The sequence below is a fragment of the Citrobacter sp. RHBSTW-00671 genome (assembly GCF_014103415.1).
Classification (GTDB): Bacteria; Pseudomonadota; Gammaproteobacteria; order Enterobacterales; family Enterobacteriaceae; genus Citrobacter.
This window is the reverse complement of record NZ_JABXPR010000001.1, coordinates 2834779-2857533: the sequence shown is the minus strand read 5'-3', so window position 1 is coordinate 2857533 and position 22755 is coordinate 2834779. Positions and strand designations below refer to the sequence as shown.

Annotated in this window: 23 protein-coding genes; 16 read left to right on the top strand and 7 right to left on the bottom strand. The window is 50.9% G+C overall.

Features of this window, described 5'->3' with window-relative positions:
* The first annotated feature begins 17 nt into the window (after positions 1–17).
* The 3 genes from HV261_RS13735 (at position 18) to HV261_RS13725 (ending at position 2474) form a co-directional block, all read left to right on the top strand.
* On the top strand, positions 18–986 hold the full coding sequence (locus HV261_RS13735; protein WP_202038533.1) for a threo-3-hydroxy-L-aspartate ammonia-lyase: 969 nt from the start codon (positions 18–20) through the stop codon (positions 984–986).
* Positions 987–1112: 126 nt separating this feature from the next.
* Positions 1113–1754 (top strand): helix-turn-helix transcriptional regulator, encoded by a 642-nt coding sequence (locus tag HV261_RS13730; protein ID WP_202038532.1) that lies wholly within the window; start codon positions 1113–1115, stop codon positions 1752–1754.
* Positions 1755–1829: 75 nt separating this feature from the next.
* Positions 1830–2474 (top strand): quinolone resistance pentapeptide repeat protein QnrB98, encoded by a 645-nt coding sequence (locus tag HV261_RS13725; protein WP_149691965.1) that lies wholly within the window; start codon positions 1830–1832, stop codon positions 2472–2474.
* Positions 2475–2540: 66 nt separating this feature from the next.
* On the opposite strand, the gene HV261_RS13720 is transcribed toward HV261_RS13725, so the two are convergent.
* Positions 2541–2993, bottom strand: coding sequence for an SgcJ/EcaC family oxidoreductase (locus HV261_RS13720; RefSeq protein ID WP_202038531.1), 453 nt, complete (start codon positions 2991–2993; stop codon positions 2541–2543).
* 545 nt (positions 2994–3538) lie between these two features.
* Between HV261_RS13720 and sapA the strand changes: the two genes are divergently transcribed.
* Genes sapA through sapF form a run of 5 tightly spaced genes read left to right on the top strand, consistent with a single transcriptional unit; the run spans position 3539 to position 8821 of the window.
* Positions 3539–5182: an ABC transporter substrate-binding protein SapA gene (sapA, locus tag HV261_RS13715; protein WP_202038530.1), complete on the top strand. Its 1644-nt coding sequence runs from the start codon at positions 3539–3541 to the stop codon at positions 5180–5182.
* Positions 5179–6144 (top strand): peptide ABC transporter permease SapB, encoded by a 966-nt coding sequence (sapB, locus tag HV261_RS13710; RefSeq protein ID WP_202038529.1) that lies wholly within the window; start codon positions 5179–5181, stop codon positions 6142–6144. The genes sapA and sapB overlap by 4 nt, the downstream gene beginning before the upstream one ends.
* Positions 6131–7021, top strand: coding sequence for a peptide ABC transporter permease SapC (gene sapC / locus HV261_RS13705; protein WP_005126480.1), 891 nt, complete (start codon positions 6131–6133; stop codon positions 7019–7021). Before sapB ends, sapC begins: the two co-directional genes overlap by 14 nt.
* Positions 7021–8013: a peptide ABC transporter ATP-binding protein SapD gene (sapD, locus tag HV261_RS13700; protein WP_003020556.1), complete on the top strand. Its 993-nt coding sequence runs from the start codon at positions 7021–7023 to the stop codon at positions 8011–8013. The genes sapC and sapD overlap by 1 nt, the downstream gene beginning before the upstream one ends.
* A gap of 1 nt (position 8014) precedes the next feature.
* Positions 8015–8821, top strand: a complete 807-nt coding sequence (sapF, locus tag HV261_RS13695) for a peptide ABC transporter ATP-binding protein SapF (RefSeq protein ID WP_005126478.1) — start codon at positions 8015–8017, stop codon at positions 8819–8821.
* A 44-nt stretch (positions 8822–8865) separates the two neighbouring features.
* Here sapF and HV261_RS13690 read toward each other — a convergent pair whose 3' ends face one another.
* Positions 8866–9555: an EAL domain-containing protein gene (locus tag HV261_RS13690; RefSeq protein ID WP_202038528.1), complete on the bottom strand. Its 690-nt coding sequence runs from the start codon at positions 9553–9555 to the stop codon at positions 8866–8868.
* A 511-nt stretch (positions 9556–10066) separates the two neighbouring features.
* Between HV261_RS13690 and fabI the strand changes: the two genes are divergently transcribed.
* The 7 genes from fabI (at position 10067) to osmB (ending at position 18205) form a co-directional block, all read left to right on the top strand.
* Positions 10067–10855, top strand: a complete 789-nt coding sequence (gene fabI, locus HV261_RS13685) for an enoyl-ACP reductase FabI (protein ID WP_005126472.1) — start codon at positions 10067–10069, stop codon at positions 10853–10855.
* A gap of 216 nt (positions 10856–11071) precedes the next feature.
* Positions 11072–12217: a carboxymuconolactone decarboxylase family protein gene (locus HV261_RS13680; RefSeq protein ID WP_202038527.1), complete on the top strand. Its 1146-nt coding sequence runs from the start codon at positions 11072–11074 to the stop codon at positions 12215–12217.
* A gap of 89 nt (positions 12218–12306) precedes the next feature.
* Complete coding sequence (locus HV261_RS13675; RefSeq protein ID WP_202038526.1) at positions 12307–14241, top strand: exoribonuclease II; 1935 nt, start codon at positions 12307–12309, stop codon at positions 14239–14241.
* Between the two features lie 261 nt (positions 14242–14502).
* On the top strand, positions 14503–16494 hold the full coding sequence (pdeR, locus tag HV261_RS13670) for a cyclic di-GMP phosphodiesterase (protein ID WP_202038525.1): 1992 nt from the start codon (positions 14503–14505) through the stop codon (positions 16492–16494).
* Positions 16495–16688: 194 nt separating this feature from the next.
* Positions 16689–16871 carry a YciZ family protein gene (yciZ, locus tag HV261_RS13665; protein ID WP_202038524.1) on the top strand — a complete coding sequence of 61 codons (183 nt, stop codon included), beginning with the start codon at positions 16689–16691 and terminating at the stop codon, positions 16869–16871.
* Positions 16872–16967: 96 nt separating this feature from the next.
* The gene (gene yciT, locus HV261_RS13660) at positions 16968–17720 is read left to right on the top strand and encodes a DNA-binding transcriptional regulator YciT (RefSeq protein WP_005126460.1); all 753 of its coding nucleotides are present in this window, start codon (positions 16968–16970) and stop codon (positions 17718–17720) included.
* Between the two features lie 266 nt (positions 17721–17986).
* A complete protein-coding gene (gene osmB, locus HV261_RS13655; RefSeq protein WP_003020583.1) occupies positions 17987–18205 on the top strand; it encodes an osmotically-inducible lipoprotein OsmB in 219 nt (72 codons plus the stop codon).
* Between the two features lie 91 nt (positions 18206–18296).
* On the opposite strand, the gene yciH is transcribed toward osmB, so the two are convergent.
* The 5 genes from yciH to pgpB form a co-directional block, all read right to left on the bottom strand.
* Positions 18297–18623, bottom strand: a complete 327-nt coding sequence (yciH, locus tag HV261_RS13650) for a stress response translation initiation inhibitor YciH (RefSeq protein WP_202038523.1) — start codon at positions 18621–18623, stop codon at positions 18297–18299.
* Positions 18624–19361 carry an orotidine-5'-phosphate decarboxylase gene (gene pyrF, locus HV261_RS13645; protein WP_202038522.1) on the bottom strand — a complete coding sequence of 246 codons (738 nt, stop codon included), beginning with the start codon at positions 19359–19361 and terminating at the stop codon, positions 18624–18626.
* 189 nt (positions 19362–19550) lie between these two features.
* The gene (gene lapB, locus HV261_RS13640; protein WP_137381724.1) at positions 19551–20720 is read right to left on the bottom strand and encodes a lipopolysaccharide assembly protein LapB; all 1170 of its coding nucleotides are present in this window, start codon (positions 20718–20720) and stop codon (positions 19551–19553) included.
* A gap of 6 nt (positions 20721–20726) precedes the next feature.
* Positions 20727–21035 carry a LapA family protein gene (locus HV261_RS13635; RefSeq protein WP_005126452.1) on the bottom strand — a complete coding sequence of 103 codons (309 nt, stop codon included), beginning with the start codon at positions 21033–21035 and terminating at the stop codon, positions 20727–20729.
* Positions 21036–21190: 155 nt separating this feature from the next.
* The gene (gene pgpB, locus HV261_RS13630; protein ID WP_202038521.1) at positions 21191–21949 is read right to left on the bottom strand and encodes a phosphatidylglycerophosphatase B; all 759 of its coding nucleotides are present in this window, start codon (positions 21947–21949) and stop codon (positions 21191–21193) included.
* A gap of 196 nt (positions 21950–22145) precedes the next feature.
* On the opposite strand from pgpB, the gene ribA reads away from it, so the two are divergent.
* Complete coding sequence (gene ribA, locus HV261_RS13625; RefSeq protein ID WP_202038520.1) at positions 22146–22736, top strand: GTP cyclohydrolase II; 591 nt, start codon at positions 22146–22148, stop codon at positions 22734–22736.
* The last annotated feature ends 19 nt before the right edge of the window (positions 22737–22755 follow it).

Genomic DNA, 22755 nt, shown 5'->3' with positions numbered 1-22755 from the left:
GCTACAGGTGAAAAACAATGACTGAAATGACACTACCTGATTACCACGATGTTGCCGCGGCCGCTGAGCGCATCGCAGGTTATGCTAACAAGACACCGGTTATGACATCACGAACGGTGAATGAAGAGTTTGGCGCTGACGTTTTCTTTAAATGCGAAAACTTCCAGCGGATGGGGGCATTTAAGTTTCGCGGCGCGATGAATGCTTTGCGCCAGTTTACGCCACAGCAGCGAGCCGCCGGCGTTGTGGCTTTTTCATCCGGAAACCATGCTCAGGCAATTGCCCTGTCCGCAAAATTGCTGGGTATTCCGGCGACAATTATCATGCCGCACGACGCGCCAGCCGCTAAAGTTGCTGCCACGAAAGGATATGGCGGACATGTCGTGATGTACGACCGTTACACTGAAGATCGTGAAAAAATTGGCCGGGATCTGGCAGAAAAACAGGGACTGACGCTGATCCCACCTTACGATCACCCACACGTTATTGCAGGCCAGGGTACCGCCACGAAAGAATTGATTGAAGAAGTTGGTGCTCTGGATGCCCTTTTTGTTTGTCTGGGCGGTGGCGGTCTGCTATCGGGTTCCGCACTGGCCGCACGACACTTGTCCCCTGACTGTCTTATCTATGGTGTAGAGCCTGAGGCAGGCAACGACGGTCAACAGTCGTTTCGCAGTGGCAAAATTGTGCATATCGATACGCCGAAAACCATTGCTGATGGCGCGCAAACCCAACATCTTGGACAGCATACTTTTCCACTGATCCAGAAACATGTTAACGATATTCTGACGGTTTCAGATGATGAATTAATTGCCGCAATGAAATTTATCGCGGAACGAATGAAAATGGTCGTGGAGCCAACGGGCTGTCTTGGTTTTGCCGCCGCAAGAGCACGAAAAGCGGACCTTAGAGGAAAGAAAATCGGCATTATCATCAGTGGTGGCAATGTTGATATCAGCCGCTACAGTGAATTTCTTGCCGGGTAATCTCATTAAGGTATCTGCGGTGCGGATACCTTATCGCTATGCGCCTGTTCCAGTCTGGAAAAGAAGCCCCAGGACGCTGTAAACTGGCCGCCATAATGGCAACAGGCATCACTGCAGGAGACTGGCATGCCAAAAACCAACGATAACTCGCTACTCAATCAAATTGATATCATCGCCAAAGGACTGAGCGACACCTTCTCTCCGTTTTGCGAGGTTGTGGTTCATGACCTCAAGAACCCTGAGCATGCGATCTTGTCCATACACAATAATCTGTCCGGCCGCAAAGCTGGCCAGCCCGCAACGGAGCTTGGGCTGGCGCGGATCGCATCAGCTGATTTTCCCAACATCGTTGCCAACTACAGCAATCAGTTTGCGGATGGTCGCCCGGTAAAAAGCACCTCTATTGGTATCAAAGACGAACAAGGCAAATACGTCGCAGCGCTATGCCTGAATGTTGATATGACGCTATTTCGCGGGATGCAGAGTGCGCTGGCACGGTTTACTGAAACCGAGTGCTCGCCTGTCAGCGAACACCTCGACCCTGGCAGTAATGAAGTGATTCGCCAGCGTATTGATGACTTTGCCGCTAAACGTGCAACAACGGCGCGAGCGTTAAAAACAGAAGACAGAAAGGTACTGATTCAACAATTGCGTAAAGAAGGTTTACTGAACGTACGAAAATCCATGGATACGGTGGCGCAGCATCTGGGCGTGTCCAGAGCAACCGCCTACCTGTACGCCCGTCAGTCTAACGCTACCGGCGAATAAGTTGGTCGTTTGACGCGAGGACGGGAATCAGTTTACCATGATGCAAGTACTGTATAAAAAAACAGGATTAGCATTATGACTCTAGCGTTAGTGGGCGAAAAAATTGACAGGAACCGCTTTACCGGGGCGAAAATTGAAAACAGCACGTTTTTTAACTGCGACTTTTCTGGCACCGACCTTAGTGGCACTGAATTTATCGGTTGTCAGTTTTACGACCGTGAGAGCCAAAAAGGGTGTCATTTCAGCCGGGCCATCCTGAAGGATGCCATCTTTAAAAGCTGTGATTTATCAATGGCAGACTTCAGGAATGTCAGCGCATTGGGTGTTGAAATCCGTGGATGCCGCGCTCAAGGTGCGGATTTTCGCGGCGCAAGTTTTATGAATATGATAACCACGCGCACCTGGTTCTGCAGCGCATATATCACCAACACTAACCTGAGCTACGCCAATTTTTCAAAAGTCGTGTTAGAAAAGTGTGAGCTATGGGAAAACCGCTGGATTGGCACGCAGATACTCGGCGCAACATTTAGCGGCTCCGATCTCTCTGGTGGTGAGTTTACGTCGTTCGACTGGCGAGCTGCGAACTTCACGCATTGCGATCTGACCAATTCTGAATTGGGTGATTTAGATGTTCGGGGCGTCGATTTACAAGGCGTTAAGATAGATAGCTACCAGGCCTCTTTGATCATGGAACGGCTTGGGATTGCCATTATCGGTTAGCCCAGGCTAAGCAAGCCCGCAATACACCAGGGAGCGGTGAATCCCCGCCCCTGTGTATCTGTTCTGTTACCCCTCAGGCATTGCTGAAGAATGGTGGGTGGAAATTTTCCACGCCTTCCCATCCCACGCGTAAGTAAACGTATAACGGGCCGAAACGGTCGATTTATCTGCGAAGGTGAAGGTATAAGTACCAGCATCAATCGCCTTATTACAGCCAAGGCGAATAGTTCGACTGTCAATTTTCCCGGTCGGTTTCTTCGCCAGGAAATGTTCAAAATAATCCTCACGTTCAGCATCTGTTAACCGGGCTTTATTCGATACCGTGGGAAGTAATACGGCATCACTAAGATAATTTTCGGATACCGTCTTCGCGTTACCCGTTTTCAGTGATTCATTCCACTTGTCGAATAGCGCTTCGATTTGTGCTTTGTCCACCTTCACACATTCTGGAGCCGGAGTCGCAAAAACGGGGCCCGATAACAGGATCAGTGAAACAGCAAAACCAAGTAATTTCTTCATAGTAATCATTCCATTAATGGTTAGATGTCCACAAGAAGGTCATTGATAACCGGATAGTCAAATCACCTGTAATAACCAATAGAAACCATTAACATACGCCGGGAGTAGAAAATAAAGACGTCAGAAAAAATGAATAAGTAATACGATGAAATAATTAGATATTTTGGCATTATCGCTCTGTAATTAACATAAACCACTACCTGAATGATTATAGTTCAGCATGCATATGATTTCTGTCCCCTTCCAGATTCTCTTTAACGCTATCCCTTCCTTAAGTTTCGGCACTTGCAACACTCCAGAGCACAAATTTGGCATAGCTGTACCCTCACGAGGCTCGCGCTTTGTTTATTACGGGTCAGATGAGGCATGAAAATGCTAAGATAGTTTATGAGTTATATTCAAAGTGGAGCGCTGGTATGAATATTGACCAGGCCGCAACGTTGAATTTGCAACTAACTGTATGGTTGCCCCCAAACTCAAACGGTAATGGCGAATGTCATTAAATATTAGTAAGATAGCTTCTTTATTCATAGTCCCTTAAAATTATGCGCCTGGTTTTATCAACTCTGATCGTGATGGCTGGACTTCTGAGTGGTCAGGCTGTTGCCGCGCCTCTGCAGACCACGCACGCTGATATTCGTGACAGCGGCTTCGTCTATTGCGTCAGCGGGCAAGTCAATACATTCAACCCACAGAAAGCGAGCAGCGGCCTGATTGTCGACACCCTGGCTGCCCAACTCTATGACCGGCTGCTTGATGTGGACCCGTACACCTACCGACTGGTGCCAGAACTGGCTGAGAGCTGGGAAGTGCTGGACAACGGCGCAACCTACCGTTTCCACTTGCGCCGCGACGTCTCGTTTCAAAAGACGGCCTGGTTTACGCCAACCCGTAAGCTAAATGCAGACGATGTGGTGTTTACCTTCGAGCGCATCTTTGACCGCCACCATCCGTGGCACAACGTCAATGGCAGCAGCTTTCCCTACTTCGATAGCCTGCAATTCGCTGACAACGTGCAAAGCGTGCGTAAACTGGATAACAACACGGTTGAATTTCGTCTGACTCAGCCAGATGCCTCCTTCCTGTGGCATCTGGCGACACACTATGCCTCCGTAATGTCGGCTGAATATGCCACACAACTGGCCAAACAGGATCGCCAGGAATTACTCGACAGGCAGCCCGTCGGCACCGGACCGTTCCTGCTTTCAGAAAACCGCGCGGGACAATATATTCGGCTACAACGCCACGAAAAATTCTGGCGCGGCACGCCCCTGATGCCACAGGTCGTTGTGGATCTCGGTTCAGGCGGAACCGGACGGTTATCAAAACTCCTGACCGGGGAGTGCGACGTTCTGGCCTGGCCCGCGGCCAGTCAGCTCACCATTTTACGTGATGACCCACGTTTGCGCCTGACGCTGCGCCCTGGAATGAACATTGCCTATCTGGCATTCAACACCAATAAGCCGCCGCTGGATAACCCTGCAGTGCGGCATGCGCTGGCGCTGGCCATTAACAACCAGCGTCTGATGCAGTCTATCTACTACGGTACGGCAGAAACTGCAGCATCTATTTTGCCCCGCGCCTCGTGGGCTTATGACAACGAAGCTAAGATTACTGAATACAACCCGGCTAAATCCCGTGAGCAGTTAAAAGCACTGGGACTGGAGAACCTGACGTTGCAACTGTGGGTCCCGACCAGCTCTCAGGCCTGGAACCCGAGTCCGCTGAAAACAGCGGAACTGATCCAGGCAGATATGGCGCAGGTGGGTGTGAAAGTGAAGATCATCCCGGTTGAAGGTCGTTTTCAGGAGGCGCGATTAATGGATATGAACCATGATCTGACGTTATCCGGTTGGGCGACGGACAGTAACGATCCTGACAGCTTTTTCCGACCGCTGCTCAGTTGTGCCGCCATCAACTCACAGACCAACTTCGCGCACTGGTGTAATCCGCAGTTCGACAGCATACTGCGCAAGGCATTGTCTTCGCAGCAGCTCTCCTCACGTATTGACGCCTATGACGAAGCACAAAATATCCTGGCGCAAGAGTTGCCGATCCTGCCGTTGGCCTCATCATTGCGTCTACAGGCTTACCGCTATGACATCAAAGGTCTGGTGCTAAGTCCGTTCGGGAATGCCTCCTTTGCCGGCGTTTCCAGGGAAAAGACTGATGAGGTGAAAAAACCATGATTATCTTCACCCTGCGCCGCTTCTTATTGCTGCTGGTCACCCTGTTCTTCCTGACATTCATTGGGTTCAGCCTGAGCTACTTCACCCCCCATGCGCCGTTACAAGGCGCATCGCTGTGGAACGCCTGGATATTCTGGTTCAACGGTCTGATTCACTGGGATTTTGGCGTTTCCAGTATTAACGGTCAGTTAATCTCAGAACAGCTGAAAGAGGTTTTCCCAGCCACGATGGAGCTGTGTATTCTGGCCTTTGGGTTTGCGCTGATGGTCGGGATCCCCGTTGGTATGCTGGCCGGCATCACACGTAATAAATGGCAGGATCGCTGCATCAGCGCATTGGCTCTGATGGGGTTTTCCATTCCCGTTTTTTGGCTGGCGCTGCTGCTGACGCTCCTCTTCTCACTGACTCTAGGCTGGTTACCCGTTTCGGGACGTTTCGATTTGCTTTACGAAGTAAAACCGGTGACCGGTTTCGCCATTATTGATGCATGGATCTCTGACTCCCCCTGGCGCGACGAAATGTTGGTCAGCGCAATCCGTCATATGGTGCTTCCGGTATTGACGCTTTCTGTCGCGCCCACGACGGAGGTCATCCGTCTGATGCGTATCAGCACCATTGAGGTCTTCGATCAGAACTATGTTAAAGCGGCAGCCACGCGCGGTTTGTCACGCTTCACCATTCTGCGTCGCCACGTATTGCACAACGCCCTTCCGCCGGTCATTCCTCGTCTTGGATTACAGTTTTCCACCATGCTGACGCTGGCGATGATCACCGAGATGGTCTTTAGCTGGCCAGGGCTGGGGCGTTGGTTGATTAACGCGATTCGCCAGCAAGACTACGCCGCTATTTCGGCGGGTGTGATGGTGATTGGCTCCCTGGTTATTATCGTTAACGTCATCTCTGATATTTTGGGTGCTATGGCTAACCCTCTGAAACATAAGGAATGGTATGCCTTACGATAGCGTATATAGCGAGAAGCGCCCGCCCGGAACGCTACGCACCGCGTGGCGTAATTTTTATGGTGATGCTTCTGCGATGGTGGGTCTGTACGGTTGTGCGGGACTGGTCATTCTGTGTGTGTTTGGTGGCTGGTTTGCCCCTTACGGCATCGATCAGCAATTTCTTGGCTACCAACTGTTGCCACCGTCCTGGTCACGTTATGGCGAAGTGTCATTCTTCCTCGGGACCGACGATCTGGGCCGCGACGTATTAAGTCGTCTGCTCAGCGGCGCGGCCCCGACCGTTGGCGGCGCGTTTGTCGTTACCCTCGCCGCCACACTCTGCGGTCTGTTGCTGGGCGTGGTTGCCGGGGCAACGCACGGACTACGTTCAGCGGTGCTGAACCATATTCTGGACACCCTGCTGTCAATTCCATCGCTACTGCTGGCCATTATTGTGGTGGCTTTTGCCGGGCCACATCTGACGCATGCGATGTTCGCCGTCTGGCTGGCTTTACTGCCGCGTATGGTGCGCTCCGTCTACAGCATGGTGCATGACGAGCTGGAAAAAGAGTATGTCATTGCCGCTCGTCTGGATGGCGCGAGCACGCTCAATATCCTGTGGTTCGCGATTCTGCCGAATATCACTGCCGGTCTTATCACTGAAATCACCCGAGCACTGTCAATGGCGATTCTGGATATCGCCGCCCTGGGCTTCCTTGATCTCGGCGCACAACTGCCCTCCCCAGAATGGGGTGCCATGCTCGGCGATGCGCTGGAGTTGATCTATGTTGCGCCGTGGACAGTCATGCTGCCCGGAGCGGCAATTATGATAAGTGTGCTGCTGGTAAACCTGTTAGGTGACGGCGTACGCCGCGCAATTATTGCGGGGGTGGAATAATGCCATTACTGGATATCCGCAACCTGACTATCGAGTTCAGGACCGGTGACGACTGGGTGAAAGCGGTTGACCGCGTCAGCATGACGCTAAACGAAGGTGAGATCCGTGGACTGGTCGGTGAATCGGGTTCAGGTAAAAGTTTGATCGCTAAGGCCATCTGCGGCGTCGCCAAAGATAACTGGCGCGTTACCGCGGACCGCATGCGTTTTGATGATATCGACCTGTTGCGCCTTTCCGCCCGCGAGCGACGTAAGCTTGTAGGCCATAACGTGTCCATGATCTTTCAGGAGCCGCAGTCTTGTCTGGATCCGTCCGAACGTATTGGACGCCAACTGATGCAAAACATTCCCGCCTGGACATACAAGGGGCGCTGGTGGCAACGTATTGGCTGGCGCAAACGTCGCGCGATTGAACTGCTACACCGCGTTGGGATCAAAGATCATAAAGATGCAATGCGCAGTTTCCCTTATGAACTGACCGACGGCGAGTGCCAGAAGGTCATGATCGCCATTGCACTGGCAAACCAACCTCGCCTGCTGATTGCAGATGAACCCACCAATGCGATGGAACCCACAACCCAGGCGCAAATTTTTCGTCTGCTGACCCGACTGAATCAAAACAGCAATACCACCATTTTGTTGATCAGCCATGACCTGCAAATGCTCAGCCAATGGGCAGACAAAATCAACGTAATGTACTGCGGACAAACGGTGGAAACCGCGCCCAGTAAAGATTTGGTGACGATACCCCATCACCCTTATACGCAAGCGTTGATTCGCGCCATTCCTGATTTTGGTAGCGCAATGCCGCATAAAAGCCGCCTGAATACCATGCCAGGAGCAATTCCGTTGTTAGAACAGTTGCCTATCGGTTGTCGTCTGGGGCCGCGTTGCCCTTATGCGCAGCGCGAATGCATTGAAACCCCAAGACTGACCGGAGCAAAGAATCATCTCTACGCCTGTCATTTCCCCCTGAACATGGAGAGAGAGTGAGATGGTAGAAACCCTGCTCGAAGTTCGCAATCTGAGCAAAACCTTTCGCTACCGGACGGGATTATTTCGCCGCCAGACCGTCGAAGCCGTTAAACCGCTTAGCTTTACGCTGCGTGAACGCCAGACGCTCGCCATTATTGGCGAGAACGGTTCAGGCAAGTCCACGCTGGCAAAAATGCTGGCTGGGATGGTTGAACCGAGCAGCGGCGAGCTGCTGATTGACGATCATCCGCTAAAATATGGCGATTATTCATTTCGTAGTCAGCGTATTCGTATGATTTTCCAGGATCCGTCCACGTCGCTTAATCCGCGCCAACGTATTTCGCAGATCCTCGATTTTCCGTTACGCCTGAATACCGATCTGGAGCCAGAACAGCGCCGCAAACAGATTGTGGAAACCATGCGTATGGTGGGTCTGCTACCCGATCATGTTAGCTACTATCCGCATATGCTTGCGCCAGGGCAAAAACAGCGCCTGGGACTTGCCCGTGCGCTGATTTTGCGCCCCAAAGTGATTATCGCTGACGAAGCGCTAGCCTCTCTGGATATGTCGATGCGATCGCAGCTCATCAACCTGATGCTGGAATTACAGGAAAAACAGGGGATTTCGTATATCTATGTGACCCAACACATTGGGATGATGAAACACATCAGCGACCAGGTGTTAGTCATGCATCAGGGCGAAGTTGTCGAGCGCGGCAGTACGGCGGATGTGCTGGCCTCTCCGCTGCATGAGCTGACTCGTCGTCTGATTGCAGGTCATTTTGGCGAGGCGCTTACCGCCGATGCCTGGCGGAAAGATCGTTAATGAAATAATAGCCCACCAGGACGGGAGGGCTATCCGTTCAGTCATCAGTGGCAAAACCGGGGCAAGAGTAGCGCGTCAACCTCAGAGAACGTGACTGACGGGAAAATTTCACCCTGCATCGCCCAAACGCCGGCGGTGCAGACCTCCTCGATAAGACGGGTCGTATCTACCCCCTCAACCACAACGCGGTCGCAATACCCCCTGATATTTTTAATCAACACCGGGAATATTGTTTTTTCTACCTGTGACAGGAAGAAGTCGCGATCCATTTTCACAACGTCAAAACGGCCGCACACCAGCGGACTCGCGCCAATACTGCCAGAGCCGAGATCGCCCAGCCACAAGGCATTTGGGCCATCACTCAGCGAATTAATCAGTAGGTTGTTCAGGCAAACTGTATTCGACAGAAAACGTTCTGAGAGTTCCAGCGCAATAAAGGGCATGGAATGTAGGGCCGACTTAATGACGGGATCGCCAATGGCTAATAGCGCCATTTCATCAATAAGGCTAAGCGTACAGAGCAGATTATTGTTCTCGAACCAATCACGTTTTTCTGCAATTAACCGAATTTGTTCCAGCATGAAATTACGTTTTTGTTCGCTACTCCATGCCGAAATGATGGAATCTGCATGTAACGGATGAACCGTCTCAGAGGTGAAGCGGGCGAGCATCTCAACACCCAGCAACTTATCTGTTGTGTCTCTCATCGGTTCCGCGATGAAATGATAGTGCATAAGACCACTCCAATTGATCATAACGTCCTGATAATGCACTTCTAATCAGAATCAATCAATAATATCGATCAATGAATCGATATTGATCGATAAAAACAATATATCATAACTAAATGAATATGGTCATATTTTTTGTTTTAAGAATGTTCTTACATTGATATGTTTTAAAACATCGACTAGAGGTCAGATCATACCATTTTAACCCTCTGACGCCTTGTACTTTCACCTTATCCCCCGGCTCTTCTCTGGTTGGATGAGGCAGAACCAGGGGGGAGTGATATACTCCTCACGTGCAATGAATAGTGACAGGCCACCAGGTGCTGACAACAATTCCCTGCCCTTTGAAATGCCGTTTACTGCTGCTCCCCGACGGGTGAATAGCAGAGAAAGATCGTGACACAAGGGGCAAAGAGTGGGATATAATTTCACACCAATTTCGAGTGACCTTGAAATTGCAATCATAACTCATTGATTGCTAAAAAAATAAGTAATGACTATAAGGATTAAAGCTATGGGTTTTCTTTCCGGTAAGCGCATTCTGGTGACCGGTCTTGCCAGTAAACTGTCCATCGCCTATGGTATCGCTCAGGCGATGCACCGCGAAGGCGCTGAACTGGCGTTCACCTACCAGAACGACAAACTGAAAGGCCGCGTGGAAGAATTTGCCGCTCAGCTGGGTTCCAACATCGTACTGCAGTGTGATGTGGCTGAAGACGCCAGCATCGACACCATGTTCGCTGAACTGGGCAAAGTCTGGCCGAAATTCGACGGTTTCGTACATTCCATCGGTTTTGCACCTGCTGACCAGCTGGATGGCGACTACGTGAATGCGGTCACCCGCGAAGGCTTTAAAATTGCTCATGACATCAGCGCATACAGCTTTGTTGCAATGGCAAAAGCATGCCGTTCCATGCTGAACCCTGGTTCTGCACTGCTGACGCTGTCCTACCTGGGTGCAGAGCGCGCGATCCCGAACTACAACGTAATGGGTCTGGCGAAAGCCTCTCTGGAAGCCAACGTTCGTTATATGGCTAACGCGATGGGTCCTGAAGGCGTACGTGTGAACGCAATATCCGCCGGCCCAATCCGTACTCTGGCGGCTTCCGGTATCAAAGATTTCCGTAAAATGCTGGCACATTGCGAAGCGGTTACGCCGATTCGTCGTACCGTTACCATTGAAGATGTGGGCAACTCTGCGGCATTCCTGTGCTCAGACCTGTCCGCCGGTATCTCTGGTGAAGTCGTTCACGTTGACGGCGGCTTCAGCATCGCCGCAATGAACGAACTGGAACTGAAATAATCTTTCAGACTTCCTCTATGGGCGACGCTCCGTCGCCCATTATTTTCCTCTCCCTTCTCCCTCGCCCGTCGCTATATATGCTTTTCTGATATTTATTATCACTTAACAATCTTTCATCACCTCATTCGCTTACGTCAGGATATCGCAGCGCAAACGATCCGGCGTACAGGTATGACGACGTATCCGGGTCGCCACTTTTTCGACCAAGGAACGCCCATGGAACAACGCCGAATTGAAGGCAAAAGCCACTGGTATCATGAGACACAATCCAGTACATATCCGCAAGATGTTCTACCGTTGGTGCCCGAAGCCGCACACGTCGAGGACCGATTTTTGCTGGATCTGGCGATACCTGCCGTTGCGCTTTTACCCTTTCAGTCCTGGTTAGAACCTGCCCGTAAACTTGCTCACCTTCTCTTCCCTGTGCATGTTGCTCTGGACTCAATGCACACGTTCAGCGCCTATGAGCGGATGAGTACCGCTTTAACCGTCGCACAGGTTTGTGGCGTACAGCGTTTATGTAATCATTATGCTGCACGTCTGGCCCCCCTTCCTGGCCCTAATTCATCCAGGGAAAGCAACCATCGACTGGCGCAAATCACCCAATATGCTCGCCAACTCGCCAGCTCTCCTGACGTCATCGGCTCACGCGATCGCCAGCATCTGGAGGCGGTTGGCCTCACGACCAGCGACACTGTTCTGATGAATCAAATCGTTGGTTTTGTCGGCTTTCAGGCCCGCGCCGTTGCGTTGTTTCAGGCCTGGTTTGGCCATCCTGTGCGCCGCATTCCAGGCCTTGATATTCAGCAATTTGCCGAGGCATCCCCCTTTAGTGCAGAAGAAGCACAGTGGCACACCGCCGACCTGCCGATTGAAAAACATCTTGCCAGCGCAGAAACACATGTCAGCCATACTCCCACTGTATTGCAAACGCTGAGGCCATTACTGCAACACTCACCTGACGAACTGGCGTTATTTAAAGCGCTTTTTACCAGCACATTACACAGCGATGAGCACTCACGGACATTTTCTCTGGCCTCGCTGCTCACATCGCGGATTAACGGTAGCGTGTCCTGCTTCAATGAGTACGCCCGCTCAGCCACTGAGCTCACTGAGATGATTACCGTACTTCGCCAGGATGAGCGCCAAATACAGCGCTGGGAGCAACGACATCCGGTTGAGCGCGTCACCCTGCAGGCGGTACAATGGCTAACCCGGGCGCCCGATCGCTTTAGCGCCGCACTGCTTACCCCGTTGCTCGATCAGGGTATACCTTCAGAACAGGCAATTAACGTGCTGACCTGGAGCGGATTGTGCGGATGGCTAAATCGTTTGAAGATCGCGTTGGGCGAGACGTATTAACCGATCCACTTGCTGAAAGAGCGCTTGCTGCGACTGGCAGATTCGCGTAAAACTGTCAGCCGCTCTTTCAGCCACGAAAATAGACAATTATGCTTCAGGACAACCCGCTGCTAGCGCAGCTTAAACAGCAACTACATTCCCAGACGCCACGTGCTGAAGGGGTGGTAAAAGCCACGGAAAAAGGCTTTGGCTTCCTGGAAGTCGATGCACAAAAAAGCTATTTCATTCCACCGCCGCAGATGAAAAAAGTGATGCATGGCGACCGCATTGTGGCGGTTATCCATACGGAAAAAGATCGCGAATCTGCCGAACCGGAAGAACTGATCGAGCCGTTCCTGACGCGCTTCGTGGGCAAAGTTCAGGGTAAGAATGACCGCCTGTCCATTGTGCCGGATCATCCGCTGCTGAAAGATGCGATTCCCTGCCGCGCCGCGCGTGGCGTTGAACATGAATTTAAAGAAGGTGACTGGGCTGTAGCAGAAATGCGCCGCCACCCGTTAAAAGGCGACCGCACCTTCTACGCCGAGTTAACCCAATTTATTACCTTCGCTGACGATCACTTCGTTCCGTGGTGGGTCACACTGGCTCGCCATAATCTGGAAAAAGAAGCACCCGATGGCGTCGCCACTGAGATGCTGGATGAGGGCCTGGTGCGTGAGGACTTAACCGCACTGAACTTCGTCACCATCGACAGCGCCAGTACGCAGGACATGGATGACGCGCTTTACGCCGAAGAACAAACGGATGGTAAATTGCAGTTAACCGTCGCGATTGCCGATCCTACCGCCTGGATTGCTGAAGGCAGTAAGCTGGATAACATTGCAAAAATTCGTGCATTTACCAACTACCTGCCGGGGTTCAACATCCCAATGTTGCCGCGCGAGCTTTCGGACGATCTGTGTTCTCTGCGCGCTAACGAAATTCGCCCGGTTCTGGCCTGCCGCATGAGCATCACTGCTGACGGCACGATCGAAGACAATATCACCTTCTTCGCAGCAACGATTGAATCGAAAGCGAAGCTGGCCTACGACAACGTCTCTGACTGGCTTGAAGGCACGGGTGACTGGCAGCCGGAGAATGACGCAATTGCACAGCAGATCCGCCTGCTACACCGCATTTGTCTGAGCCGTGGTGAGTGGCGCCATAATCATGCTCTGGTATTTAAAGATCGCCCGGATTACCGTTTCGTTCTCGGTGAAAAAGGTGAAGTACTGGACATCGTCGCTGAGCCGCGCCGCATCGCGAACCGCATTGTGGAAGAGTCCATGATTGCGGCGAACATTTGTGCCGCCCGCGTACTGCGCGACAAGCTGGGCTTCGGTATTTATAACGTGCATATGGGATTCGATCCGGCGAACGCAGAAGCACTGGCTGCCCTCCTGAAAACCCATGGTATGCACGTTGATGCTGAAGAGGTCCTGACGCTGGAAGGCTTCTGTAAACTGCGTCGTGAACTGGATGCGCAGCCTTCCGGTTTCCTCGACAGCCGCATCCGCCGATTCCAGTCCTACGCTGAGATCAGCACCGAGCCAGGCCCGCATTTTGGTCTGGGCCTGGAAGCTTATGCCACCTGGACCTCGCCTATCCGTAAGTATGGCGACATGATTAACCATCGCCTGCTGAAGGCCGTCATCAAAGGTGAGACAATTTCCCGCCCGCAGGATGATACGACTCTGCAGATGGCTGAACGTCGCCGCCTGAACCGCATGGCTGAACGTGATGTGGGTGACTGGCTGTATGCACGTTTTCTGAATGACAAAGCCGGTACCGACACCCGCTTTGCGGCCGAGATTATTGATGTCAGCCGTGGTGGTATGCGTGTACGTTTAATTGATAACGGCGCGGTAGCCTTTATTCCGGCCCCCTTCCTGCACGCGGTTCGTGATGAACTGGTGTGTAGCCAGGAAAGTGGTACGGTCCAGATCAAAGGTGAAGTGGTTTACAAAGTTACCGATGTCATTGACGTCACCATCGCCGAAGTGCGGATGGAAACCCGCAGCGTCATCGCACGCCCTGCCGTATAATACGCATTAACTCAACGACCTTTCTCTTTTGTGAAAGGTCGTTTTCTTTTTTCCCGCCCAATTGCCTGCCACGCACTACACTTCTTTCATCCAGTCAGATTTATTTTTTACTATTTTCCGTTCGCCAGCTTTGCTTTTTCCTGAATCTGGATTACACATAAATATATAAATAAAACAATACGTTCAGCCATCATCACCCTTTGAATTATGGCTACCCTTACTTTTGAGGCTTTATGCGCTTTAAACGGGATAGTACACATCATGAAAGACGTTCGGGAGCTGGCTACGTTGTATAGCTATGTGGGCACCCATACCCCCTACTGGCGTTTGTCAGAGGATTGCGACATCCTGCATTTCGCTATTGACGAAGCGGCAGAAACGAACCAGAACATCGAATTATCACCTGAGCAAGCCGACCGCATTCGGGAGATGACGGTCATCACGTCAAGCCTGTTAATGACACTGTCGATTGAAGACGACGATATCCCTGTTCATCTGGTTGGGCGCAAAATCAATAAACGCGAATGGGCCGGAAGTGCATCCGCCTGGGATGATACTCCCTCGGTCGCCCGTGATTTGGCACAAGGCCTTTCCTTTGCCGAACAGGTGGTCTCTGAAGCCAACTCCGTTATTGTCATCCTTGACCGCATGGGCAACATTCAGCGTTTCAATCGTCTGTGTGAGGAATATACCGGACTCAAAGAACGCGAAGTGATTGGTCAAAGTGTCTTCACGCTGTTTATGAGTCGACGCGAAGCCGCAGCCTCCAGACGCAACATCGATGTTTTCTTTCGCGAAGGTAACTCATATGAAGTCGAACGTTGGGTGAATACCTGTAAAGGTCAGCGACTGTTTCTGTTTCGCAATAAATTTGTGCACAACGGTAGCGGTAAGAACGAAATATTTCTGATCTGCTCAGGTACTGATATCACCGAAGAACGGCGTGCTCAGGAACGCCTGAGAGTTCTGGCAAATACCGACTCCATTACCGGATTACCTAATCGGAATGCGATTCATGAACTGATCACTGAAGCCATTGAGAATGCAGGCGATACCCAGGTTGGTATTGTGTACCTCGATCTGGATAATTTCAAAAAAGTAAACGATGCCTACGGACATATGTTCGGCGATCAACTGTTGCAAAGCGTATCGCTGGCGATTCTCAGCTGTCTTGATGATAACCAGTTACTGGCCCGCTTTGGTGGCGATGAGTTTATTGTGCTCGCGACTCAAACATCTCAAGTGGCGCTGGAAGCCACGGCGTCACGTATTTTGACCCGTTTGCGCCAGCCCTTCCGAATTGGCCTGATTGAAGTTTATACCGGTTGTTCGATTGGAATTTCCCTTGCACCACAGCATGGACACGACTGCGAGAGTGTTATTCGCAATGCCGATACCGCCATGTATACCGCAAAGGAAGGCGGACGTGGACAATTCTGCGTTTTCTCTCCGGAAATGAACCAGCGAGTCTTTGAGTATCTTTGGCTCGATACCAACTTGCGTAAGGCGCTGGAAAACGATCAACTGTTGATTCATTACCAGCCGAAAATAACATGGCGTGGTGAAGTACGTAGTCTGGAGGCGCTGGTGCGCTGGCAGTCCCCTGAACGTGGTCTCATTCCTCCGCTGGAGTTTATCTCCTACGCTGAAGAATCAGGCTTGATTGTGCCGCTGGGGCGCTGGGTTATTCTCGACGTTGTTCGTCAGGTCGCAAAGTGGCGCGATAAAGGGATTAATCTGCGAGTGGCCGTGAACGTTTCTGCTCGCCAGCTTGCCGATCAGACGCTGTTTACCGACCTGAAACAGGTGCTTCACGACCTCAATTTTGAATATTGCCCTATCGATGTCGAACTGACCGAGAGCAGTTTAATTGAAAACGAACAGCTGGCACTGTCCGTTATTCAGCAATTTAGCCAGCTTGGGGCACAGATCCATTTAGATGATTTTGGGACGGGTTATTCCTCATTATCTCAACTGGCCCGCTTCCCACTTGATGCCATTAAGCTGGACCAGGCGTTCGTCAGGGATATTCATAAGCAACCCATTTCACAGTCGCTGGTGCGCGCCATTGTCGCGGTGGCGCAGGCGCTTAACCTACAGGTGATAGCTGAAGGCGTTGAAAGTACCAAAGAGGATGCCTTTTTGACCAAAAATGGCGTCAATGAACGTCAGGGTTTTTTGTTCGCTAAGCCAATGCCCGCCGCTGCGTTTGAACGTTGGTATAAGCGTCATCTGAATAAAAAATTGCGATAACGCGACAAGAAAAGTGGAAGGGATAAACGTGAAAAATAGCCAAAAATGGACACTGCGTGATGATCATATCTGTATGTAATCACAGAATATATAATATTCTCCAATCATTCATGTTAATACTATTTTTCCCTTCTCTTTTGGCATGAATTTCTGCATCATGAAATTCAAACCATTTTGACATTAGGATGATGACCATGTCTGATATCGACGCACAACGTCTGGCCGAGCGCATTGATACCGTGCTGGATATTCTCGTTGCAGGCGATTACCACTCAGCTATCCACAATCTCGAAATTCTCAAGGCTGAACTGTTAGATACGGTCAAAGAGGATGCAGCATCTGTGTCAAAAAAACCGAAGGCCCCGTGGGAGATCTGATAACCTCACTCACGTTATGTCGCTGTAGACATCAGATTTCAGATAACGCAGCTACCGTTTAATTTCCGATACGATATCGCTATAAAAATTAATACTATGAATTCCCGACAACAATCTATTTTGCAGATGGTGATCGATAAAGGTCAGATGAGCGTGGCCGACCTGGCTAAAATCACCGGTGTCTCCGAAGTGACGATTCGACAGGATCTGAACACCCTGGAAAAACAGAGCTACTTGCGCCGTGCGCACGGTTTTGCGGTGTCACTGAACAGTGATGATGTCGAAACGCGCATGATGACCAATTTCCCCCTTAAACGTGAACTGGCCGAATTTGCGGCGTCGCTGGTTAATCCAGGTGAATCCGTCTTTATTGAAAATGGCAGCAGCAATGCGCTGCTGGCCAGAACGCTGGCGGAACAAAAAGATGTCACCATCATCACGGTCAGTAGCTACATCGCGCACCTGCTCAAAGAAACACCGTGTGAAGTCATTCTCCTCGGTGGGATCTATCAGAAAAAAAGCGAGAGCATGGTCGGACCGTTGACTCGCCAATTTATTCAGCAGGTACATTTCAGTAAAGCCTTTATCGGTATTGATGGCTGGCAGGCCGACACCGGCTTCACCGGGCGTGATATGATGCGCTCTGATGTGGTTAATGCGGTTCTGGAAAAAGGCGCTGAGGTGATTGTACTCACCGATAGCTCTAAATTTGAGGCCATTCATCCCTACACGCTGGGCCCGTTGGACAGATTCAGTCGCGTAGTCACGGACTCCAGACTCAGCGCCAGTGTGCAAATGCAACTTGAGCACTCGGGTTTAACCGTCAATATCATTGATGCCCACGCATAATACTTCAGCAGATGATTTGTCTACGGGCAGATCATCTTCTCTCTGAGACTTATCCGACAGTCCAATTAAGACTTTTTACCTGTCGTTAACAGGATAAAGTCGTAGAATTAATGTTAGCGATATAACAGGAGCGAACAGTCACCTCAGGATTTGATTGTAATGCCCTGCGCTAAACGGTTTCGCGGAAATATCTTTAGTCGTCCTATTTTGGCGCTATCATTAAAGTGAACTGGATTCCGTGATTCAATAATTCAGGAGAAAGTATTATGTTAGTAACGAGCAAAAAAATGACCGCTGCCATTCTGGCGATTACACTGGCAATGTCTTTGAGTGCCTGCTCTAACTGGTCCAAACGTGACCGTAACACTGCGATCGGTGCTGGTGCAGGTGCGATAGGCGGTGCAGTCCTGACTGACGGCAGCACGCTGGGTACGCTGGGTGGTGCTGCAGTGGGTGGTATTATCGGCCACCAGGTGGGTAAATAATTTACGGTTGAACGGCTCGATATAATAATACGTTTACTTTTTCAGGTTTGTATTATTAGAAAAGCCACGGATGCTCTCCGTGGCTTTTTTATTAGCCGCCGGCCAGCTTAACTTTCATTCCTTTGGCTTCCAGCAGCGATTTTATCAGGTCGCGTTTATCACCCTGAATTTCAATTACGCCGTCCTTCACTGCCCCACCACAACCACATTTTTTCTTCAGCTCTGCGGCCAATTTAATCAGTGCAGCGTCATCTTGATCAATACCAGTAATCAGGCAAACGCCCTTACCTTTACGACCGCTGGTCTGGCGCTGGATGCGCACAATGCCATCACCCTTCGGACGCTCTGCTACCACTCTGGGTTCATCAATTCGCCCGGACTCCGTTGAATAAACCAGTCGAGAGTTTGAGTCTCTCATTTATGCACCTCGATTCAGAGAGGCGTTGATCGTCTTCAGCGTTTGCGCCGGATCTTCCGACTGCGTGACTGGACGACCAATCACCATGTAATCCACACCAGCGGCCTGCGCCTGCTGTGGCGTCATAATACGGCGCTGGTCACCCGCATCACTACCTTCAGGACGAATGCCTGGCGTCACCAGCTTAAATGCCTGACCAAACGCTTGCTTGAACCTCACCGCTTCATGCGCCGAGCATACTACCCCGTCCAACCCACAATGTTGCGTCAAACGCGCCAGCTTTTCAGCATGCTCAGCAGGTGACAACGTCACTCCAAGATCGGCAAGGTCGCTGGCTTCCATACTGGTCAGGACCGTCACTGCAATTAACAGCGGCGCATCTTTACCAAAAGGCAGTAATGCTTCGCGGGCGGCGGTCATCATTCGAGCCCCACCGCAAGCATGCACGTTTACCATCCAGACGCCAAGGTCAGCAGCTGCCGCGACGGCATGCGCCGTGGTGTTGGGAATATCATGAAATTTCAAATCCAGAAAGACGTCGAAGCCACGCTGTTGCAGATCCCGAACCAACTGAGGTCCAAAAAGCGTGAACATTTCTTTGCCCACTTTCAAACGGCAATCACGGGGATCAATTCTGTCGACAAACGCTAATGCCTTATCACGATTTGAGTAATCCAACGCGACAACGACGGAAGAATCAGTAGCAGCACGGGAAGAAGATGAAGCAGTAAACGTCATGACCAGACCTTCTTGATGATGGGCGCACGAAAGGCGCAAAATGGGTAAACGGCGTGCATTCTACCTGTGGTAATAGAAAATTAACAGGCGCGTTTACATTTCTGCGAAGCGATGTGGCGCAGGAGCCTGAGCGCAGGGTGAAGAAAAATAATGAAGTATGTTGTAACTAAAATGAGGTTTTTTTAAAAATTAGAGCCCGTCCAGACCGCGAATTGGCTTAATGGTTGACCAGGAGCGGCACGATGGGCAGTGCCAGTACAGCGAATACGCAGTAAACCCGCACTTCTGGCAACGATAGCGCGGCTTGCTGCGCACCTGCTCGCCAACCATATCGCGCAGGACCATCAGACTCTCTTTTGCACGTCCTTCTTCCGCTTCATTAAGGTGGTAATCCATCAGTTTATGGAACACGCGCATCGTCGGATGACGTTGCAACTGACGGGTAATATAAACCTGCGCAGTATCAGTACCCTCACGCGCCTCAAGAATATCAGCCAGCATCAACTCCGCGGCAGCACCGGTGTTTTCTTCAACCGCACGGCGTAGAAACTCCGCCCACTCATCGTTTTTACCCAGCTGTTGATAGCAGCTCTGCAGCATTTCCAGCGTTTCACTGACCAGCTCTTTATCCTGGGAGATAACGCGTTGCAGGCATTCAACGGCCTTCGCGTAATCTCCCTTCAGCATATAAACGCGCCCCATCATAATCGAGACGCGAGCACTGTTTTTGTCTGCAGCGGCTCCTTTTTTCAGCAATGCCATGGCGCGATCCATATCGTCGCTGCCCATTTGCTGTAAGGCCAGTTCACAGTAAAAATGCGCGATTTCAAGACGCTGATTATCTTTGCCGAGTTTCACCAGACGTTCTGCAACATCAATGGCTTTTTGCCATTCGCTGGTTGCCTGATAGATTTGCAGCAGTTGTTGCAATGCCCCTACACGGAAATCCGTTTCATCAGTCAGCTGATTGAACATGTCTTCCGCACGGTCATACAATCCGGCAGCCATGTAGTCACGTCCCAACTGCTGTACAGCCAACAAACGTTGCTCGTAAGTCAGCGAAGCACTTTCCATGAGGGTTTGGTGGATACGGATAGCGCGGTCGACTTCACCGCGTGAGCGGAACAGGTTTCCGAGGGTGAGATGGGCCTCAACGGTGCCGGTATCCTCTTTCAACATATCGAGGAACAGATCCACCGCTTTATCTTGTTGGTTGCTCAAGAGGAAGTTAACCCCGGCGACATAGTCACGCGAAAGGCGGTTAGCTTCATCCTGCTTTGTTTGTTGCGCACTTCTGCGACCCATATACCACCCATAGGCAGCGGCTACAGGTAAAAGCAGAAACAACAACTCCAACATAAATAATTATTCCTTCACAACCGACGAGTCGGCAGTTACCGCAACGTCGGTCGCAGGCGCAAGCTGGTTTTCCAGGCGTTTAATTTTACGTTCGGCACGCGCAAGAGACACACGAACCTTCAGCCAGAACAGGCCGCAAATTAACCAACCAATCGCAAAACCTGCAGCAAACAATACAGCAAGCAGCGTGGAGATACGATACTCACCCTGAGCTAGCAGGTAATTAAACGTAACCTGTTGATCGTTTTGCGCACCCAATGTCACCGAAATAACAAAAATCGCCAACACCAGTAAGAAAATGAGTAAATATTTCACATTACTTCCCGTTATGTGGTTTGAGCGAATAAATCGTGTACAACTTACCGCGTTAAGCCCTTTAAATTACCATTTTCACGACAAGTGCGAAACGGAAAAGCGCCTTACGCTGTATGATTTGAGGGCTAAATTTGAAAAATCAATCACGGGCTGCGTTATTGCTCACGCTGCGCTATTTCCTTTGTCTCCTGGACGGGCGGTGTCAGAGGTCCACATATTCTCTGTGCAAGCCATGTTGCCAGCGTAATCAGCAACCACGAAATCAGCGTCGCAACAACCAAATCGCGCGGCCAGTGCATGCCCAGAAGCAAACGACTGCCCATTACGCCAGTCGCCCAGATGAGTAAGAACACAATCGTCAGCGTGCGCCTGCGTGGCCATAACAACCCGACGCCCAGTAACGCCCAACTGGCGGCAAACAGGGTATGCCCGGAAGGGAAAGCAAAACCGGTCTCTTTTTGCCAGTGCTTACGTAAAAAAGGTGGAATATCCTGCTGCCCGGACAACTGCTCTTTTACTAAGTGCCCACGGTCTTTACGTTTTAAAGTGTAGAACTCATCTACCGGAACATGGTGCGTTTTTTCCAGCCACAGAACAAAGGGTCGGGGCTCCTGCACCCGCTCTTTCACCCAGGATTTCACCCCCTGGCCAATTAAGATAGCCGCCGCCAGGATCGCAAATAGCATAACTGCGGCCTTCAGACGAAATCGCAGGCACCACAAAAACCACGCACAGAGAACAACATGGGTGATAATCCCCCAGGGTTGCGTCACCGTTTCAGTTACCCAGTATAAGGATTTTAACCACCAGACATTCTGCCCAGGCTGCCAGCTCCAGCCAGATATCCATACGGAAACCGGCATAATCAATAACAGTGCTGCGCCTACAGTGGTTCGCTTGGCAATGGACAGCATTGCGTCTCCTTTCGTCGATAAGTCCCACAATCATAACTGAAAAATCCGCACACCGGGAAAATTGACAATTTTGTGCCATTCGGAAATGAATGCGTTGCTGCAATTAGGTGAACACCCTTGCCTTATGGCAAAATAGCGCAATACAGAAGCCAACAGGCGACGGCACGCACAGTGCCAGCATAATCTGGAGAATTACATGCAGCTTAAACGTGTGGCAGAAGCCAAACTGCCAACCCCCTGGGGTGATTTCCTGATGGTGGGATTTGAAGAACTGGCAACCGGACACGATCATGTCGCACTGGTTTTTGGCGATATTTCAGGCCAGACGCCTGTCCTGGCACGTGTTCATTCCGAATGTCTGACCGGCGATGCGCTGTTCAGTCTGCGTTGCGATTGTGGCTTCCAGCTGGAAGCGGCGCTTATGCATATCGCTGAAGAAGGACGTGGTATTCTGCTCTACCATCGTCAGGAAGGACGTAACATCGGCCTGCTGAATAAGATCCGCGCCTATGCGTTGCAGGATCAGGGCTATGACACCGTCGAAGCCAACCATCAGTTAGGCTTTGCGGCAGACGAGCGTGACTTTACCTTGTGTGCTGATATGTTCAAATTATTGGGCGTGGATGCAGTCCGTCTGCTGACCAATAACCCGAAGAAAGTGGAAATTCTGACCGAAGCTGGGATCAATATTGTGGAGCGTGTGCCGCTGATTGTTGGCCGTAACCCGAAGAATGAGCACTATCTGGATACCAAAGCCGCTAAGATGGGACATCTGCTAAGCGAGTGACATTCTCGCTTGCTGACGA